At 71.2% G+C, this 16739-nt stretch carries 17 protein-coding genes and 1 pseudogene; 10 read left to right on the top strand and 8 right to left on the bottom strand.

What is annotated here, in order from left to right:
• Positions 1 to 162: 162 nt before the first annotated feature.
• The 8 genes from NO900_RS12275 (at position 163) to NO900_RS12240 (ending at position 8449) form a co-directional block, all read left to right on the top strand.
• On the top strand, positions 163 to 996 hold the full coding sequence (locus NO900_RS12275; RefSeq protein ID WP_256409509.1) for an MBL fold metallo-hydrolase: 834 nt from the start codon (positions 163 to 165) through the stop codon (positions 994 to 996).
• Between the two features lie 106 nt (positions 997 to 1102).
• On the top strand, positions 1103 to 2794 hold the full coding sequence (locus tag NO900_RS12270; RefSeq protein WP_256409508.1) for a hypothetical protein: 1692 nt from the start codon (positions 1103 to 1105) through the stop codon (positions 2792 to 2794).
• A 107-nt stretch (positions 2795 to 2901) separates the two neighbouring features.
• On the top strand, positions 2902 to 3807 hold the full coding sequence (locus tag NO900_RS12265; RefSeq protein WP_256409507.1) for a phosphoribosyltransferase HisG-related protein: 906 nt from the start codon (positions 2902 to 2904) through the stop codon (positions 3805 to 3807).
• A 495-nt stretch (positions 3808 to 4302) separates the two neighbouring features.
• Positions 4303 to 4683: a DUF5805 domain-containing protein gene (locus NO900_RS12260; RefSeq protein ID WP_256409506.1), complete on the top strand. Its 381-nt coding sequence runs from the start codon at positions 4303 to 4305 to the stop codon at positions 4681 to 4683.
• Positions 4676 to 5710, top strand: a complete 1035-nt coding sequence (locus NO900_RS12255; RefSeq protein WP_256409505.1) for a tyrosine-type recombinase/integrase — start codon at positions 4676 to 4678, stop codon at positions 5708 to 5710. The genes NO900_RS12260 and NO900_RS12255 overlap by 8 nt, the downstream gene beginning before the upstream one ends.
• Positions 5711 to 5989: 279 nt before the next feature.
• On the top strand, positions 5990 to 6676 hold the full coding sequence (locus NO900_RS12250; RefSeq protein ID WP_256409504.1) for a PH domain-containing protein: 687 nt from the start codon (positions 5990 to 5992) through the stop codon (positions 6674 to 6676).
• On the top strand, positions 6673 to 7203 hold the full coding sequence (locus NO900_RS12245; protein WP_256409503.1) for a PH domain-containing protein: 531 nt from the start codon (positions 6673 to 6675) through the stop codon (positions 7201 to 7203). The genes NO900_RS12250 and NO900_RS12245 overlap by 4 nt, the downstream gene beginning before the upstream one ends.
• Before the next feature lie 151 nt (positions 7204 to 7354).
• Positions 7355 to 8449 (top strand): radical SAM protein, encoded by a 1095-nt coding sequence (locus NO900_RS12240; RefSeq protein ID WP_256409502.1) that lies wholly within the window; start codon positions 7355 to 7357, stop codon positions 8447 to 8449.
• A gap of 46 nt (positions 8450 to 8495) precedes the next feature.
• Here NO900_RS12240 and NO900_RS12235 read toward each other — a convergent pair.
• The 3 genes and pseudogenes from NO900_RS12235 to NO900_RS12225 form a co-directional block, all read right to left on the bottom strand.
• A pseudogene (locus NO900_RS12235) lies at positions 8496 to 8795 on the bottom strand (LEA/WHy family protein); the annotation flags it as partial.
• A gap of 52 nt (positions 8796 to 8847) precedes the next feature.
• Entirely contained in the window at positions 8848 to 9045 is a 198-nt protein-coding gene (locus NO900_RS12230; protein ID WP_256409501.1) for a DUF5800 family protein, read from the bottom strand.
• Between the two features lie 70 nt (positions 9046 to 9115).
• Complete coding sequence (locus NO900_RS12225) at positions 9116 to 9301, bottom strand: DUF5786 family protein (protein WP_256409500.1); 186 nt, start codon at positions 9299 to 9301, stop codon at positions 9116 to 9118.
• A gap of 139 nt (positions 9302 to 9440) precedes the next feature.
• Here NO900_RS12225 and NO900_RS12220 point away from each other — a divergent pair, with 139 nt between their 5' ends.
• Positions 9441 to 10679 (top strand): polymer-forming cytoskeletal protein, encoded by a 1239-nt coding sequence (locus NO900_RS12220; protein ID WP_256409499.1) that lies wholly within the window; start codon positions 9441 to 9443, stop codon positions 10677 to 10679.
• 26 nt (positions 10680 to 10705) lie between these two features.
• On the opposite strand, the gene NO900_RS12215 is transcribed toward NO900_RS12220, so the two are convergent.
• Positions 10706 to 11473 (bottom strand): ribonuclease H-like domain-containing protein, encoded by a 768-nt coding sequence (locus NO900_RS12215; protein ID WP_256409498.1) that lies wholly within the window; start codon positions 11471 to 11473, stop codon positions 10706 to 10708.
• An 86-nt stretch (positions 11474 to 11559) separates the two neighbouring features.
• On the opposite strand from NO900_RS12215, the gene NO900_RS12210 reads away from it, so the two are divergent.
• Entirely contained in the window at positions 11560 to 12333 is a 774-nt protein-coding gene (locus tag NO900_RS12210) for an SOS response-associated peptidase (RefSeq protein ID WP_256409497.1), read from the top strand.
• Positions 12334 to 12366: 33 nt separating this feature from the next.
• Here the strand turns inward: NO900_RS12210 and NO900_RS12205 are convergent, their stop codons facing one another.
• The 4 genes from NO900_RS12205 to NO900_RS12190 form a co-directional block, all read right to left on the bottom strand.
• Complete coding sequence (locus tag NO900_RS12205) at positions 12367 to 13809, bottom strand: small ribosomal subunit Rsm22 family protein (RefSeq protein WP_256409496.1); 1443 nt, start codon at positions 13807 to 13809, stop codon at positions 12367 to 12369.
• A gap of 46 nt (positions 13810 to 13855) precedes the next feature.
• On the bottom strand, positions 13856 to 14629 hold the full coding sequence (locus NO900_RS12200; RefSeq protein WP_256409495.1) for a prephenate dehydrogenase: 774 nt from the start codon (positions 14627 to 14629) through the stop codon (positions 13856 to 13858).
• A gap of 78 nt (positions 14630 to 14707) precedes the next feature.
• Positions 14708 to 15970: an MFS transporter gene (locus NO900_RS12195; protein ID WP_256409494.1), complete on the bottom strand. Its 1263-nt coding sequence runs from the start codon at positions 15968 to 15970 to the stop codon at positions 14708 to 14710.
• 70 nt (positions 15971 to 16040) lie between these two features.
• Complete coding sequence (locus NO900_RS12190; RefSeq protein ID WP_256409493.1) at positions 16041 to 16718, bottom strand: thioredoxin domain-containing protein; 678 nt, start codon at positions 16716 to 16718, stop codon at positions 16041 to 16043.
• Between the last annotated feature and the right edge of the window lie 21 nt (positions 16719 to 16739).

Raw genomic sequence — 16739 nt, 5'->3', positions numbered from 1 at the left:
GCGCGCCGTCGAATTCATATAGCGATATGTGATTTACGCGTTCGACGTCGGACGGACTTCCGTCGTTTGCAGACCCACGCGATTCGGCGACGGTGTCAGTATCCCCCCGAAATCCGAGCGCACTCCGGAATCGTTACCCCGGACGCCCCCGCAGCGACTGCCATGGCCGACTCCGACTGGGGCGACTGGCTGCCGCGCGCGGTGGCCGACGCCGACCCCGACACGGTGGCGCTGTGGTACCTGGGCTGTAACGGCTTCGCGATCAAGGGGAGCGAGGGCACCGTCCTCTGGATCGACCCGTACGTGGGGACGGGCGACCCGCCCCGCACGGTCCGGATGATCCCCGTCCCGTTCGATCCCGCCGACGTCGACGAGGCGGACGCGGTGCTCGCGACCCACGAACACACGGACCACGTCCACGGGCCCTCGCAGGCGCCGATCCTCGCGAACACCGACGCCGACTTCGTCGCGCCCGACGACTCGCTCGCGGTCGCGCGCGAGGAGGAGCGCTGGACCGACGAGTGGGACGTCGACGAGGCGGCCTTCCTGGAGGTGACCGAGGGCGACGAGCTGCGGATCGGCGAGTTCACGGTCCACGTCGTCGAAACGCATGACCCGGACGCCACGCACCCGGTCGGGTACGTGATCGAACACGACGCCGGCACCGTGTTCCACGCCGGCGACAGCAAGCCCGCGGCGTCGTTCCCGGGGCTCGCAGACGAGTTCGACGTCGACCTCGGAATCCTCGCGTTCGGCTCCGTCGGCAATGTCCCCGACAAGGAGACGGGCGAGCCGGTCCGCACGAAGTGGTACAGCGACGAGAACGAGGCCGCGGAGGCCGCGAACGACCTCGAACTGGACCGGCTCGTCCCGACGCACTGGGACATGTGGAAGGGGCTGACGGCGGACCCGACCGCGCTCCACGAGCACGTGCGGAGCTTCGAGCACCCGAACCGGCTGGAGATCGTCGAGATCGGCGACCGGATCGACCTGTAGGCGGTCCAGTCTCGCCGGGTGAGGCCGCGAGTCCCGGGCCGCGGCGGTTATCAGCGCCGAAACGCGGCCCGTGGAATTTAAGCCCCTGCTCCGGGAGGGTCTCCGTATGAGCGAACGGACGGCAGAAGCGACGACGACCGTCGACGAGGACGGTATTCGCGTCGAGAAATCCTTCACCGACGACGCGTTCCCCGTGCCCGCGGTCACCTACGAGCTCTCCTCGACCCGCGACGACCCGGTGCGGGTGCGGATCGTCGACCGCATCCCGGAGTCGTTCCCGATGGACCGCATCGGGTTCCACCCGGAGTACGAGAGCGAGAACTGGACGGCGTACAAGGACCACCGCGTCGAGTTCGAGCGCGTGCTCGACCCGGGCGACGCCGTCGAGACGGTGTTCGGGATCCGCGACGACGACCCGGACCTCGACGGGTTCCTCGGCACGCCCGTCATCGAGCACGTCCCGGTCGGCGAGGAGATCGAAGACGTCCTCGGCGCCGGCGACACGGACGCCGTCAGGGAGGTGCTCTCCGGCGATCGCGCTACCCTTCCGGGGATGGAAGACCAGGTCGCCGACGCGGGAACCGACGAGGCGCCGCCCGCAGAGACGGCGGAAGCGGACGCCGGAGATACGCCGACCGCCGAGGGCGACGACGTGGCCGTCGGAGGCGACGAGACCGACGCCCCCGAGCCGCGCACCGTCTCCGCGGTCGGCACCCCGGCGGTCACGGTCCGCGATAGCGAGTCGTCGGCGTCGACCGAGGCCCCGGACGACGCCGACGACCCGGCGGTGACGGGCGATTCGGAACCGGCGTCCGAACCCGACGAGGGTGTCGACGCCGACGTCGAGGACGAGGCCGACGGGGAGACCGAAGGCGACGAGGAGTTCGGGGTCGACGAGGGAACCGCGGCCGACGAGCCCGGAGACAGCCGGAGCGACGCGCCCGCGGCCGGCTCCGGGCCGGGAGCGGCCCCCGAGGACGGCGTCGCGGCCGCGCTGGCCGCCGAGATCCGCGCCGGCGAGGTCGCGGAGGAGGACCTCGACACCCTGAGCGAGGAGCTCGACGTCGGGGTCCCGCGGAGCGTCGACGTCCGGATCGCTCGCCTCCAGTCGAGCGTCGCCGACATCGAGGCGTACGCCGACGCGCTCGCGGAGTTCATCGACGGAGAGGGGACGGCGCGCGAGATCCTCGACGAGCTCGACCGGAAGGTGGAGCGCGTCGAGTCCGAGATGGACGCCCTCGACGAGCGGGTCGACGCGGCCGACGCCGACCGCGAGGACCTGCGCGAGGCGGTCTCGGAGGTCGACGACTCCGTCGACGCGGTCTCGACGGAGGTCGACGCCGTCACGGAGCGCGTCGACGGCGTCAGCGACCGGGTTGACGGGGTCGAAACGACCGTTTCGAGCGTCGAGGACGCCGTCGACGACGTGGAGGCGACGGTCGGGGACGTGACCGACGACGTCTCGCGGATAGACGAGCGGACCGCCGCGCTCGACGAGGCGCTCGACGACGTCGACGACGACGTCGAGACGCTGTACGAGGAGGTCGACGACGCCGCCGCCGCGGCCGAGGCGACGGCGGACCGCGTCGAGGACGTGGAGTCGCGACTGGGCCGGTTCGACGAGGAGTTCGACGACCTCTGGGACGACCTCGCGGAGGTCGACACCCGGTTGACGGAGGTCGAGGACCGGCTCGGGGAGGACCTCGACGACGTGGAGGCCGAGCTCGACGAGATCAACGACCACCTGGAGGAGCTGGAGGCGTTCCGGGAGCGGCTCAACGAGGCGTTCGGGCCGTAGAAGGCGTCTCGACGGGACCTCTCTTCGTTGCGAGCGCGTCGGACGGGAGCCTCGGTCTCCCGACGGAAAGCGCAACCCGTTTCACCCGCGGCGACCCACCTCGGACAATGAGCGAACCGGTACCGGTCGCCGTCCCGCGGAAGGGCCGGCCCCTCGAAGCGGTCCTCGAACGGATCGCGACCGTCGGCCGCGACGACCGGCTGGAGCGGCTCGCGGACGGCGTGAGCAACACGCTCCGCTACGAGAAGGCGATCACGAAGGACCGCGTCGAGGCCGAGGCGGGCCCCTACGAGCGGCTCGCCGAGTACTCCGACCCGAACGCGCCGACGGAGCCGGAGTTCACGCTGCTGCGCGACGACCGGGACGGGAAGCCGCGCCGGATCGTCTTCGACGCCGCCACGGTCGACCTCGGCGACGTCAGCCTGAAGCTCGTCGGCCGCGAGGAGCCGTTCCGCGCCCTCCGCACCCACGAGTTCGCGCTCGGCTTCGACTCGGCGGACCTCGTCTTGGAGGAGGTCGTCGGGATCAGACCGGAGGGACTCGGCGAGATCGCCGACGTCAACGACCGGATCGACCCCGTCGACACCGACGTTCGGGTCGTCAACGGGCTCGGAGACACCGTCTATCACACGCTGATGGCTCGCCCCGATCGGCTCCGACCCGGAACCGACCTCGACCGCGCGTTCCTCGCCGACTACGAGGGGTCGTTGTGTATCTCGCCTCGGTACGAGCGGCTGGTCACGGCGGTGCTGGGCACGGACGCGCTCGACGGGATCGACTTCGTCTATCCGAAGCCGGACGAGGAGGAGGAGGCGGGCATCGCGCGAACCGGCGTCGGCGTCTACCTCACCGTCACCGGGTCGACGGCCCGCGACCACGGGCTCGTCGTCGGGGAGCACCTCTTCCCGAGCGAGACCGTCCTGATGCGGAACGCGGCCGAGGGCGACCCGCGGGTCGAGCGCGCGATAGCCGCCCTCGACGCCGAAGACGCGACCTCCGAGATCCGGATCTGATCCCGGCAGTTTCTATAGCGGTATTCGATACATCTGTTGCGGGCGATCCACGACACCGCGAGCGGTCGGTTCCGTCGTGGGAAACCATCCGTTCCGAGTGAGGCGCCGAGGAAGTCGGGAGCGACGAACGACCAGCATACCGGGCTGGCGATGCCCTGCCCCACCTCGCGACGTCGCGTTGGATCGAGGCTGGGAGACGGATAACGAGGCGAGACGGATGATGAGGCGAGATGGATAACGAGGGAGAAAGATGACGACTCGACTGATCGGAGAACCCGAGTGGGATCGCACGGGGTTTTTCTGACCGCCGAAATACGACCGATTTCGAAAATTAATATCCCTATATCTAATACTACAAGCCAAATTCTTGGAACCAGAATTTCATATACATGGTCTAGAACGGCGAATTTGGGGGACTAGAACCCAGTATAAATGACCTTATCCGGATATCTGGGATAGATTGAAGTCGGCGGCCCGAGAAGCGGAACGCGAACGATGAGCGACGACCGCCGCTCGGTGAAGACGTACGTTCCCGCCGAGCAGAAGGATCGGTGGCGAGAGCACGCGGACGAGCTCGACATGTCACAGAGCGAGTTCGTCAGGACGATGGTACAGGCCGGTCGTCGGGGATTCTCGACGGTCGACTCGAAGACGGCCGCCGAACCCGGTCCGTCCGGGTCTAACCCCCAGGGTGAGAGCCTCGAAACCAGGGTGGAAGCCGCGCTCGCCGACGGGCCGCTCTCGTGGGACGAGCTCGTCGAGCGAGTGGTCGGGGACTTCGAGGATCAGTTGGAGGAGGCGCTCGACGCGCTGCAGGACCGGAACCGCGTCAAGTACAACGGGCGAAAGGGCGGGTACACCCTCAGCGATGAGTAGCGCCCGCGCGCCGGAGGAGGTCTCGGACCCGGTGGGATACTTCGTCGACGACCTCACGTACCACGGCAAGACGGAGCGCACCCGAGAGTCCTACGAGCGCGTCCTCCGCCGGTTCGAGGCGTTCCTCGGCCCGGAGACGACGCCCGCGTCGGCGACGCACCGCGACTGCATGTCGTTCGTCCACTCGCTGCGCGGCGACGTGGCGGACAGCACGGTGGCGACGTACGCCGCCTACCTCCACCGGTTCTACGGCTACATGACGGAGGTCGGCGTCTTCGAGGGGAACCCCATGACGCTCGTGATGGAGGAGATGGACGAGACGGTCGACAAGGACCCCGCTCGGCGCGACATCTCCGTGCCGGCGATGCGCGAGTTCGTCGCCGGTGTCCGCCACCCGCTCCATCGGGCCCTCGTGGTGACGCTGCTCAAGACCGGGATGCGGGTCGGCGAGTGTTGCAACCTCGACCTCCGTGACCTCGCCGTCGACGACCCCGAGCTCCGGGACGCGTACGATCTCGGGACGCGAGCGGTGCTCTCGGATCGCCCGAACTCGCTGTACGTGACCCCCGACGCGTCCGTCGGCGAGGAGCTGAACGGCGAGGTGCGGACGGCGTCGAACAAGCGCAAGCGCGGGACAGTGATCCCCGTCGACGACGAGCTCGCCCGGACGCTGAAGCGGTGGCTGGCGATCCGGCCGGACAGCCCCTCGTCGGCGGATCCGCTGTTCGCCGGTACGGCCGAGGGGTGGGGGGAGCGACTCGACCCGCAGGCGGTACGACACGTCGTCGAGCGGTACGCCCGCGAGGCGGGCTGGTATCGGACCGGCGGCGGCGCCGCGGAGAACGTCACGCCCCACTACTTCCGGCACTTCTTCACGACGCACCTGCGCGACCGGACCGGCGACCGCGGCGTGGTCAAGTACCTTCGCGGCGACGTCGCCGATGACGTGATCGACACCTACACGCACAACTGGGGCGACCAGGTCCGGGAGACGTACGAGGCGAACGTCTACCGACTGTTGGAGTGAGTTGCGGGCCGCAGTGGTATTCCGTCGGTCTATCATCGACAGATTTCCGTCGTGATTTTCATAGATAAACCATATTATGTTATATCGAATTTGAGGTCGAGACCCGCCGAAGGATATCGGCGAAATCGCGCCGCGCAACGGCCGAGATCGGCCGGAAGAACGGGAAACGACTGGAAGCCCGTCTCGGCCGGATTCGAGCCGAACGCCGGTACTCGATTCGACGGGACGCCTTCCGGCCGTCGGTACGGTTTTTTGACTCGCCCGCGTACCGGGCCTCGCATGTCCGATACGGCCCTCCGGGACGAGCCGAACGGCGGTTCGTCCGACACCGTGGATATCGACTTAGACTGGCTCACGCTCGAAGACGGCGAATCGATCCTGTGGGCGAGCACGCCGCACAGGTACAGCGTCGTCCCCGCGTTCATCGTCGGGATTCCGCTCTCGCTCGTGCTCATCGGTCTCCCGGTCCTCGCGGCGGCGTACCTCCAGTACCGGAACACGAACTACGTCGTGACGAACCGGGGCCTCTACAGCAAGCGGGGCATCCTCTCTCGTGACGTCCAACAGATCGGGTTCGACAAGGTGCAGAACACCTCCTACTCCCAGTCCGCGCTCGGGTCGTCGTTCGGGTACGGCTCGGTCGACGTCAGCACGGCCGGCGGCTCGGGCGTCGAACTGCAGTTCAGGAGCATCCCGGACCCGGCGTCCGTCCAGGAACTGATCGCGAGGGAGGTCGACCGCCGACAGGGAAGCGAGCGGGACTCGACCGCCGAGGACGACGTGCTGAACGAGATCCTCCGGGAGCTCACCGCGATTCGACGAGCGGTGACCGACGGCTCCGAGAGGTCGAGAGGCGAGAGCGCGCGGGACGGAGACGGAGGGGCCGAACGCGCCCCGCCGACCGGCGACGGCGCGTCGGTCGAGCGACCGTCGACGGACACGCGACCGTCGACGGACGAGCCATGAGCGACGACTGGTGGTACCGACGCGACGACGAACGCGTCGTCTGGCGAGGCCGACCGCGGCTCTCGGCGGCGCTCCCCGAGACCGTCGTCGGGGGCGCGGTGGTCGCGCTCGCGGTCGCGGGCGCGGCGACCGTCGATCCGCGGCTCGTCGCGGGGGCCGTTCTCGGGGTCGGGATCGCCGCGTGGGCGGCGCTCAGAGTGCGACGGACCCGATATCTGCTCACGGACCGGGCCCTGTGGGCCAGACGCGGCGTGCTCGGGCTGACCGTCAGGCGGGTCGGCCTCGAAAAGGTGCAGAACACCGCGTACACCCAGTCGATCACCGGGTCGGCGTTCGGGTACGGGACGGTCGCGATCGAGGTCGCCGGCGGTCCCGACCTGGCGTTCCGGCGGGTCAGCGACCCCCGAGAGGTCCAGACCGCCGTCGCCGAGCGCGGCGGCGAGACGGACGACGCGGTCCCCGGATCGATCGAGCAGTGGCGGTCGGTGCTGCGGCTCGTCCGCGAGATTCGGAGCGCAGTCGAATAGGAGTCCGGCGAACGAGGCCGTCTGGCGGGCGACCGTCCCCCGAGACGGCGGACCGGCGGCGGGTTCGATTCGCGTCCGGCGGGAGTGACCTTCCCTGAACACGTTCGGGGTGTCGGCCAAGGCGGTACGAGTCGTACCCCGATGAGAGCCCATGTTCGACGACCTCGACACGGACCGGCGCCCGCTCGTCCTGATCTGGGAGGTGACGCAGGCGTGCGGCCTCGCCTGCCGTCACTGTCGGGCCGACGCGAGGCCGGAGCGCCACCCCGACGAGCTGACGACGGCGGAGGGGAAGCGGCTCCTCGACGACGCCGCGGCGTTCGGCGACGGCCAGTTGGTCGTCCTCTCCGGCGGCGACCCGCTCGCCCGGGACGACCTCGTCGAGCTGGTGGTGTACGGGGACGAGCTCGGACACCGGATGACGATCACGCCGAGCGGGACGGGGTCGCTGACCCCGGACCGCGTCGAGGCCCTCGCCGACGCGGGGATCCGGCGAATGGCGCTCAGCCTCGACGGGGCGACCCGCGAGAGCCACGACCGGTTCCGCGGCGAGGAGAGCTTCGCGGACACGCTGACCGCGGCGCGGGCGGCCCGCGAGGCGGGGCTCCCGCTACAGGTCAACACTACCGTCTGCGCGGAGACCGTCGACGAGCTGCCGGCGATCCGCGACCGGGTGCGCGAGCTCGGGGCGGTGCTCTGGAGCGTCTTCTTCCTCGTCCCCGTCGGTCGTGGGCAGATCCTCGACCCGGTCTCGCCGCGACGCGCTGAGAGCGTAATGGAGTGGCTCCACGACGTCGCCGAGGCGGAGCAGTTCGGCGTCAAGACCACCGAAGCGCCGTTCTACCGGCGAGTCGGGCTCCAGCGCGACGGCGACGAGACCGGCAGTCGCCGACGGGGCGGCATCGCGGCCGGGCGGGGCTTCGCCTTCGTCAGCCACACCGGCGAGACGTACCCGTCCGGGTTCCTCCCGGAGTCCGCGGGCAACGTTCGGGACCGATCCGTCGTCGATATCTACCGGAACGCGGAGCTGTTCGAGTCGCTCCGGGACCCGGACGGGTTCGCCGGGAAGTGCGGCGCCTGCGAGTTCCGGCACGTCTGCGGCGGCAGTCGCTCGCGCGCGTTCGCGGCGACGGGAGACCCCCTCGAAAGCGATCCCCTCTGTCCGTACGTGCCGGAGGGGTACGAGGGGGAGCTCCCGGAGACGCTGGCGGACGGTGAGTCGGGCGTTCGAGACGCCGCCGACTGAGGGTGCGGCCCGGTCGGACGCGTTCGGAACTCCGTTACAGCGGAAGCACTCCGTCGTCGCCGTCGTCGGTCCCGTCTGTGGTGTTATCGTCCGTGGAGCCCTCGTCGATGACGCCGTCGAGGCCGACGCCGACCGGGTTCGGGTTCGCGACGGTCAGGTCCGTCTCGACCTCGGTCGTCTCGTTCGTGACGTCGCCGAAGCTGTTGTCCACGGCCGCGACGCTCGGCACACCGAGTATCCCGAGCGCGAACGCGCCGCCGACGGCGGCTCCCGCGATCAGGAGCGCGACGAGCGCGGCTCTGCGCTTCGAGCCCGTGAGCGCCGCGAGCGCGTCTCCGGAGTCCATACCCCGGCGAATCCGGTCGGCGCGTAAAATCGTACCGCTTCGGGGAGTCGGCCTATAGCACGTCGCCGATCCGCACGGGCTCGCCGTCCAGCTCGGGCTCCTCGGCGACGATCCGGAGGACCTCGTGGTCGGTGACGTCGCGGAACCCCTTTCCGGTCGCCTCCTCGATCAGGTCCTTCTCCAGCTCGAACTCGGTCCCCTCGTAGACGACGTCGACGCCGTCGTCGGTGAACGTCAGGTCGGTGCTCATGGAGCCTCGTAGGCGGCGATCGGATAAAAGGGGCGTGACACGGTCGGGACGGCGATCCGGGCGGAACGGCCTACTCGTCGTCGTCGCCGTCGCCTTTCATCTCCGAGAGCCGACCGACCAGGTCGTCGGTCGAGGCGCCGCCCTCGATGGAGACGTCGCCGTCGTGGTCGTGCTCGTGGACGTTCACGGCGCCGTCGTCGTCGGTGTCCACGTCCTGGTCCTTCTGCTCGCTCTCGTCGTACGATCCGAATCCCATACCCGAGCCTCCGGCCCCGAACTGAAAAGGGTAGTGACCTGGTCCCGGGAGCGCGGCGACCCGACCCCGGGCCGCGTCGGCGTCCGACGGGCGTCTGACGCCCCACACGGTTTATAATCGCGGAGGGAGTGCTCCCGGTGTGTCGCTGCGAGGAGACGGTCCGATAGAGGAGCTCGCGGTCCCGGACGGGACGACCGTCGAGGAGCACGACCTCGTCGTCGACGGCGACGTGCTCGTCGGCGGCCAGTCGACGGTGGAGTTCGGGCTCCGCGGGCGCAACGTCGCCATCGGGGAACGCGTGCGCGTCGGGAACGACATCGAGGCCGAGGGCGACTGCCGGCTCGACACGTGGTGTACCGTCGACGGCAACGTGCTCGTCGGCGAGGACGCCTACCTCGGCGAGCGCGTGACCGTCACCGGCCGGCTGATGGTCTCCGGCGACCTCGACATCGGCGACGACGTGTCGATCGAGGAGGGGTTCGAGGCGAACGGCTGGATCGTCATCCGGAACCCCGTCCCCACCATCGTCTTCTACTTCATCGTCCTCTCGCAGCTCCTGCGCGTCGGCGAGACCGACGCGGCCGACGAGCTCGCGGAGGCGCTCGCCGACGGCGACGACGTGCGCGACCCCCTGTTGGTCCCGCGCGGCGCCGAGATCTCCGACGACGCGTGGCGCGTCTCGACGCCCGCGACGGTCGGCGACGACTGCCGGCTCCACGGGAACCTCCGCGCCGAGTCGGTCCGCGTCGGCGAGCGCAACGAGGTGTTCGGCTCGCTCCGCGCCCGCGGGGAGATCGCGGTCGGCGCGGAGACGGTCATCCACGGCGACGTCACCACCCGCGGCGGGACGGTCACGATCGAGGCGGGCGCGCGGGTGCTCGGCGACGTCTCCGCCGGCGACCTCGTCGTCCACGACGGCGCCGAGATCGACGGCTCGCTCCGCGCTCGCGGCGAGATGAAGCTGGTGCAGGAGGCGCGAGACGAGCCGGACGAGGGCGGCGAGGCGGCCGACGAGGAGACGGCCGATGACGGTGAAACTGACGACGGCGAGACGGACGACCAGGAGGCCGGAAGCGCCCAGGGCGACGACGAGAGCGTTGAAGCCAGCGAGAGCGCCGAAGCCGAAGAGGGCGCCGAAGACGACGCAGAATCGACGGAAGGCGAATCGGAGACCGGCGAAGTACCGTCAGAGGGCCAGCCGATCGCAGACGCGGAAGCCGTCGCCGGCGGGGAGACCGAGAGCGACGACGAGCCGGAGGGTGACGACGGATCGGCGACCGACGACGACTCGGCGACCGACGAGTCGACTTCCGACGGGAGCGCTCCGGAGTCCGAGGCGGTCGAGACCTCGGCCGACCCCGACCCGGGAGCGACGTAGCCGACGCGGTGTCGTCGGTCGCGGTCCTACTCCGACTCGGCGGTCGGGCCGACGAACACGTCCTCGTGGAGCCGCTCGCAGACGGCGTCGGCGAGCGTCCGGAGGTTCTCGGTGTCCTCGCGGTTATACGAGACGAGGGTGTCGAGCGCGTCGTCGTCGCCGCGCTCGTACTCGCGCCAGAGCCGGACGGCGTCGCGGCCCGACAGGTCCGGGCGGTCGCGGTCGATCCCGATCTCCTCCTCGATGGGTTTCAGCCCCCCGGAGAGCCCGATCCGCTTGCAGGGGTACATCAGGTCGAGGTGGGGCGTGTCGACGTCGATCCCGAAGGAGGTCTCCAGGAAGGGGACGTCGAACCGCGCGCCGTTGAACGTCGCGAGCAGGCTCGCGTCCGCGAACCGCTCGCGCAGGCGGTCGGCGGTGAGGTCGTCGCCGGCGACGAGCGTCGTCGTCTCGCCGTCTCGGTGGAAGCTCACCGTCGTCACCCGATTGCGGTGCTCGTCCAGGCCGGTCGTCTCGATGTCGAAGAAGCAGGTCTCCTCGCGGAAGTTCTCGTAGAGCCGCCAGCGCTCCCCGCTCGGGAACGCGCGGTCGAAGTAGGCCGCGTCGCCGTCGTCGAGGCGCGTCAGCGCCTCGGCGATGAACGACTCGATCCGGTCGGCGGTGGTCGAGCCGACGCCGGCGACGTCGACGGCGGGGTCGAACTCCTCCCACGTGGTGACGCCCTCGCGCCACAGCCGGCGCTCGGTCGTCTCGCCGACCCCCTCGACCGGGATGAAGCTGTTCTCGATGCGCATACCCGACCGCGGCGGCGCGCGGGCAAAAACCCGACGGGAGGCGGCGACGCGATTTATGCCGCCGCGGACCGAACCCGGGGACACGCATGTGCGGCCGCTACACCCTCTTCACCCCCGCCGCCGACCTCGAGACCCGGTTCGGCGCCGACTTCGGCGAGTTCGAGCCCAGCTACAACTGCGCGCCCGGACAGGAGCTCCCGGTGATCGCCGACGAGTCGCCCGACCGCGCGACCCGGATGGAGTGGGGGCTCACCCCCTCGTGGGCGGACGAACCGTTCGACCTCATCAACGCCCGCGCCGAGACGGTCCGCGAGAAGCGGAGCTTCGCCGACGCCTTCGAGCGCCGGCGGTGTCTCGTTCCCGCCGACGGCTTCTACGAGTGGGTCGAGGGCGGCGGGCCGAGCGGAGCCGACGGGCGGAGCGGGGCCGGCGGACGGGGCGATGGCGGGGGATCCGGGAAGACCCCCTATCGCGTCGCCTTCGAGGACGACCGCCCGTTCGCGATGGCGGGGCTCTACGAGCGGTGGGAGCCGCCGGAGCCCGAGACGACGCAGACGGGGCTCGGCGCGTTCGGCGGGGGATCGGCCGAGGGGGGCGAGGACGAGGCCGATGGGCCCGTGGAGACGTTCGCGGTACTGACGACCGAGCCGAACGAGCTCGTCGCCGACCTCCATCACCGAATGGCGGTGATCCTGGACCCGGACGAGGAGGGGACGTGGCTCCGCGGCGACCCCGACGAGGCCGCAGCGCTGCTGGACCCCTACCCGGCCGACGAGCTGACCGCGCATCCGGTGTCGACGCGGGTGAACTCCCCCGGCGTCGACGCGCCGGAGCTGATCGAGCCGGTCGGCGCGGAGTGAGGGCGCGCGGTCGCCGCGGGGCTCCGGCTCGACTCAGGGCGCGACGAGGTCGACGACCGTCTCGTCGTCGACGACGACGTTGTACGCGCCCTCGTCGTCGTTCCAGAGCACCAGGCCGTTCTCGACGAAGACGACCGCGCCGTAGTCGGCCCGCCGGAGGTCCTCGTTGAGCGCGGTCTCTCGCGTGCAGACGAGGTAGTGGTCGACCGTCTGCGAGCCGTCGCCGACGCGGTAGAGGGCGTTGTCGCCCGCGCTGAGGTCGTGGCTGAGCTTCACCGCGAGCAGGTTCACGCGGTCGGTGACGTGCGCCTCCGAGTCCGCCATCCGCGCGCAGCGGTCGTCGCTCGCCCGGACGTCGACGCGCCGTTTCCCGTCCGGGCGGAGGATCGCGTACGCGAACTGCACGTCGACGTTGACGAACTCGCCCGGCTCGTCGGTCGCGCCGCGCTCGGCCGCCTCGTCGAGGCGCCGCTGGAAGGGGGGGACGTCGAGGTCGTCTGCGACGTCGAACGACCAGCCGCCGTCCCAGGGCGTCGCGTCCGGCCAGAGCCGGAGCGTGGGCGCGTACGTCTCGACGTCGCTCGTCGGGGTCACGACCGCGCGCTCGACCTCGCGGAGCCCCATCGCGGTGTCGCGGTCGGCGGGCGCGAAGGCGACGACGCTCCCGTCGTCGGCGAGGCGGTCGAGCGCGGCCTCGACGACCGCGACCGGGTCCGCGAGCTCCGAGAGGACGTTCCCGAAGACGACGAGGTCGAAGGGGTCGTCGGACGCGGACTCGGCTTCGTTGCCGCCGGTCCCGAGGAACGACTCCGCGGTCGCCCCGTGGACCGTCGTCCGGAAGTTGCGGCCGGTCTCGTCGAGCAGCCGGTCGAGCACGTCGGCCGCGGCGCTCGGCTCGACGGCGTGGTAGTCGACGACCGCGTCGTCGGGGAGGTAGTCGTGGAGGCCGAGCGCGGGGCCGCCGACGCCGGCGCCCACGTCGAGGACGCGGAGCGTCCGGTCGAGCAGCCCGTTCTCGACGAGGTCGTCGAGGACGTACCCGACCGTCGCGTAGTAGGCGGGGAGGTGGTAGACGCCGTAGCCGAGCGCCGCGGTTCGGTCGTACTCGACGTCGTTCCCGCGGAGGTAGTCGCTCTTCAGCCGCCGGACCGCCTCGCGCAGCTCCGCGCCCGACTCGCCGCGGTGCCAGTTCGCGCCGAACTCCTCGACGAGGAGGTCTTCGAGCGCGAACGCGTACTCCTCGGGGAACGCCGTCGGCGCCCAGCCGGGATCGGGGATCGGCCCCTCGGGGACCGGTTCGAAGCTCCCGTCGTCGCGCTCGCGCAGCCGGAGGTCGAACGCCTCCTCGCGGAGCGTCTCGCGGACGACCGCCGGGTGCGGCGTCCCCTCGACGTACTCCGCGATCTCTTCGGGGTCGATCGGCCTGACGTTGCGCAGGTAGTTGGCGTTGTTCCGGACCGCCTCTCTGTCTATCATGGGATCACTGTGGGCGTCGGTCGGTCGCTCGTGGTCGTCGTCGGGCTCACTCGTGTCGCTCCCGGCCCTCGCGGTCGCCGCGGGCCGCCTCGTACAGGTCGGCGAACTCGTCCGGATCGGCGTCGGCGATCGCGCGGGCCGCGTCGGCGACGTCGTCCGCGCCGTCGAAGGCGCGCTGGATCTCGGCGTACACCTCGGGCGCGCCCTCGGTGACCGTGTCCGCGACCTCGTCCAGCGCGGCCGAGACCGGGGTGTGGAACTCCTCGCGCACGTCGTCGCCCGCGAGCCGCCACGCGAGGACGGCCGCGTGCGCGCCGGCCTGGACCGTTTCCATGGCCCGGTCGTGCTCGGCCGGCGTCGTCTCGAACACCTCGTTGCCGCCGGCCTCGATCGCCCCCGTGACGCCCGCGACGACCGGTCCGCCCTCGTCGACGACGCAGGCGACGTTGCCGGGGACGCGCGGCGGCGCGAACAGGGGGTGGTAGCTCGCGCGCTGGAGCCCCGGCGCGTGCTCGCGCATCGCCGCGACCGCGTCGGTCATCTCGCCGGAGACGTCGAGGATCGCCCGCTCCGCGCGGGACGCGTACGCCTCGACCGCCGCGGGGACCGCCGACATCGGCACCGCGAGACACACCGCGTCGTGGGTCGTGTCGCCGTCGGCCGGGACCGTCGTCGCCCCGCGCGACGCGGCGGCGTCGTCGGCCACGTCCGGGTCGCGGTCGGCGAACGCGACCGCGGCGTCCACCGGCGATTCGTCGGCCGACACGGTGTCGGCGACCCACCGGCCGATCTCGCCCGCGCCCACGACGAGGAGGTCCATCGGTTGCCGGAACGGAGGGGGCGCATGGCTTAAAAAGGCTCGAATCGGGCGGCCGTCCACCTCGATCGGCGGCGACCGCTACTCCGACGTCGACCGCTCGGCGCCGCCGCGGAGCCCGAGGAGGCCGTCGCCCGGCGCGATCGCCCGGACGGCCGGGAACAGCGCCAGCGCGATCGCGAGCTCTAACCCGCCGACCGCGAGGAACGCCGGCGCGTAGCCGAACGCCTCGGTGGCGCTCCCGCCGACGAGGAAGCCGGCGAGGAAGCCGAGCGAGCCGAACACGTTGAACAGTCCCATCGCCGCGCCGCGGGCCTCGGGCTCGACGAGGTCGGTGACGAGCGCCATCGTCGCCGGCGCCATCAGCGCGCCGCAGACTCCGACGAGGACCATCAGCCCGGCCGCGAGCGGGTATATCGGCGCGACGCCGACGCCGACCGTGACGACCCCGTACGCGACCGAGCCGACCACGACGGGGAGGAAGCGCCCGACCCGGTCCGACAGCGACCCGAACGGCGACTGGAGCAGCGCGAACGGGACGAAGAAGAGCGCGAGCGTCGCCCCCGCGCCGGCGGCCGAGAGCCCGAACGTCGCCGAGTCCTGGAAGTAGTACACCCCGACTAAGGCGAAGAAGCCGGCCGTGAGCCGGTCGACGAAGCCGAACGCCAGCGGGACGAGGAGTCCGCGCGTCGTCCGCGCCCGCGAGAGCACGTCCCGGAAGCCGGCGTCGCCTCCCGTCCCCGCAGGGCCGGCTCCGTTCGGGAGCCCGCGCCCCGCGGCCCGGTCGTCGACGGTCGCCGCGAGCAGGCCCGCGCCCGCGAGCACCGCGGCGCCGGCGTACACCGGGTAGAACGGGTCGAGGTCGGCGAGCGCGCCGCCGACCACGGAGCCGACCGCCGCGCCCAGCCCGATGGCCGTGCCGGCGGCGCCCATGTTGCGCCCGTTCCCGCCGCCGAGGTCCATCAGAGACGTGATCGCGAGCGAGAACGCCCCGATCGTGAGCGCGCCGCCGACCGCCCGGACGGCGAGCGCCGCCCGGAAGCCGAGGCCGAGCTCCGGCACCGCCGCGAGCGCGACGTAGGAGGCGGCGCCGCCGAGCGCGCCGGCGACGATGAGCGGGACCCGTCGACCGAGCGCGTCGCTGGCGGCGCCCCAGGCGACCGCGAAGGAGACGAACGCGCCGAACTCCGCGACGAGGAACCACATGCCGGCGTCGATGCCGGCCGGCGCGCCGAGCGCGACCACGAGGTCCGGGACGCCGGGGTAGAGGAGGACCTGCGAGATCAGCACCGCGAGCACGACGGCGCCGAGCAGCCGCCGCTCCCCGCGGTCGTCGTCGCTCATCGGCTTATAAAACGGGTCGGACGGGCAAAAGGTCGGCGCTCGGGGAGACCAGCGAGGAGGCGAGGGGCGGCTACAGCGCCTCGTCGATCGCCGCCGCGATCGTCTCCGCCCGGTAGTCGGCCACCGCCTCGCCGTCCACGAAGATGGTCGGCGTCCCGGAGACGCCCATCGACGTTCCCTCCGACCGGTCCTCCGCCGACGCCTCTCCGTACGCCGCGAACCGCGCGTCCGACATCGCCGCGCAGGAGTCGGCGCCCGCGGCCTCCGCGGCGGCGCCGATCGCCTCGCCGCTGTAGCTCCCCTGCGACTCGTAGGCCGCGGTGGCGAACTCGAAGAACGCCTCTGAGCCGTTTCGATCGCCGACGCCGCGGGCCGCGCTGGCGACGGGGACCGCCCACGTCTCGTTGACGGGGATCGGGAAGTCCCAGTGCTCGTAGCGCACCTCGCCGGGTTCGATGTACTCCTCGCGGATCGCCGGGAAGTGATCGAGTTTGTAGCTCGCGCAGTGACCGCAGGTGAAGTCCTCGAACGCCCGAACGACCACGTCCGACTCGGGGTCGCCGAGGGTCGGTCGGTAGTCGAGGTTCGGGTCCGACGGCTCCGCTAGGTCGCAGTCGAACTCCCCGGTGTCCAGTTCGACGCCGCCGAGGTCGAGGGTCGTGCCGCCGCTGCCGCCGAGACACCCCGCCGCGCCGACGACGCCGACCGACGCCGCGCCCGCGAGCAGGGACCGCCGCGTGCGTTCCATGGCCGTCGCTCGGGCCGGCGA

Source organism: Halorubrum rutilum (assembly GCF_024494565.1).
Note: the sequence above shows the minus strand (reverse complement) of the source record. Positions and strands in the feature narration are given on the sequence as shown.

Coding starts and splice junctions, on each gene's coding strand:
- NO900_RS12210 (WP_256409497.1), top strand. CDS start 11,560: ATGTGCGGCCGCTACACCCTCTTCACCCCCGCCGCCGACCTCGAGACC.
- NO900_RS12205 (WP_256409496.1), bottom strand. CDS start 13,809: ATGATAGACAGAGAGGCGGTCCGGAACAACGCCAACTACCTGCGCAAC.
- NO900_RS12270 (WP_256409508.1), top strand. CDS start 1,103: ATGAGCGAACGGACGGCAGAAGCGACGACGACCGTCGACGAGGACGGT.
- NO900_RS12250 (WP_256409504.1), top strand. CDS start 5,990: ATGTCCGATACGGCCCTCCGGGACGAGCCGAACGGCGGTTCGTCCGAC.
- NO900_RS12230 (WP_256409501.1), bottom strand. CDS start 9,045: ATGAGCACCGACCTGACGTTCACCGACGACGGCGTCGACGTCGTCTAC.
- NO900_RS12255 (WP_256409505.1), top strand. CDS start 4,676: ATGAGTAGCGCCCGCGCGCCGGAGGAGGTCTCGGACCCGGTGGGATAC.
- NO900_RS12190 (WP_256409493.1), bottom strand. CDS start 16,718: ATGGAACGCACGCGGCGGTCCCTGCTCGCGGGCGCGGCGTCGGTCGGC.
- NO900_RS12245 (WP_256409503.1), top strand. CDS start 6,673: ATGAGCGACGACTGGTGGTACCGACGCGACGACGAACGCGTCGTCTGG.
- NO900_RS12195 (WP_256409494.1), bottom strand. CDS start 15,970: ATGAGCGACGACGACCGCGGGGAGCGGCGGCTGCTCGGCGCCGTCGTG.
- NO900_RS12265 (WP_256409507.1), top strand. CDS start 2,902: ATGAGCGAACCGGTACCGGTCGCCGTCCCGCGGAAGGGCCGGCCCCTC.
- NO900_RS12200 (WP_256409495.1), bottom strand. CDS start 14,629: ATGGACCTCCTCGTCGTGGGCGCGGGCGAGATCGGCCGGTGGGTCGCC.
- NO900_RS12260 (WP_256409506.1), top strand. CDS start 4,303: ATGAGCGACGACCGCCGCTCGGTGAAGACGTACGTTCCCGCCGAGCAG.
- NO900_RS12215 (WP_256409498.1), bottom strand. CDS start 11,473: ATGCGCATCGAGAACAGCTTCATCCCGGTCGAGGGGGTCGGCGAGACG.
- NO900_RS12225 (WP_256409500.1), bottom strand. CDS start 9,301: ATGGGATTCGGATCGTACGACGAGAGCGAGCAGAAGGACCAGGACGTG.
- NO900_RS12240 (WP_256409502.1), top strand. CDS start 7,355: ATGTTCGACGACCTCGACACGGACCGGCGCCCGCTCGTCCTGATCTGG.
- NO900_RS12275 (WP_256409509.1), top strand. CDS start 163: ATGGCCGACTCCGACTGGGGCGACTGGCTGCCGCGCGCGGTGGCCGAC.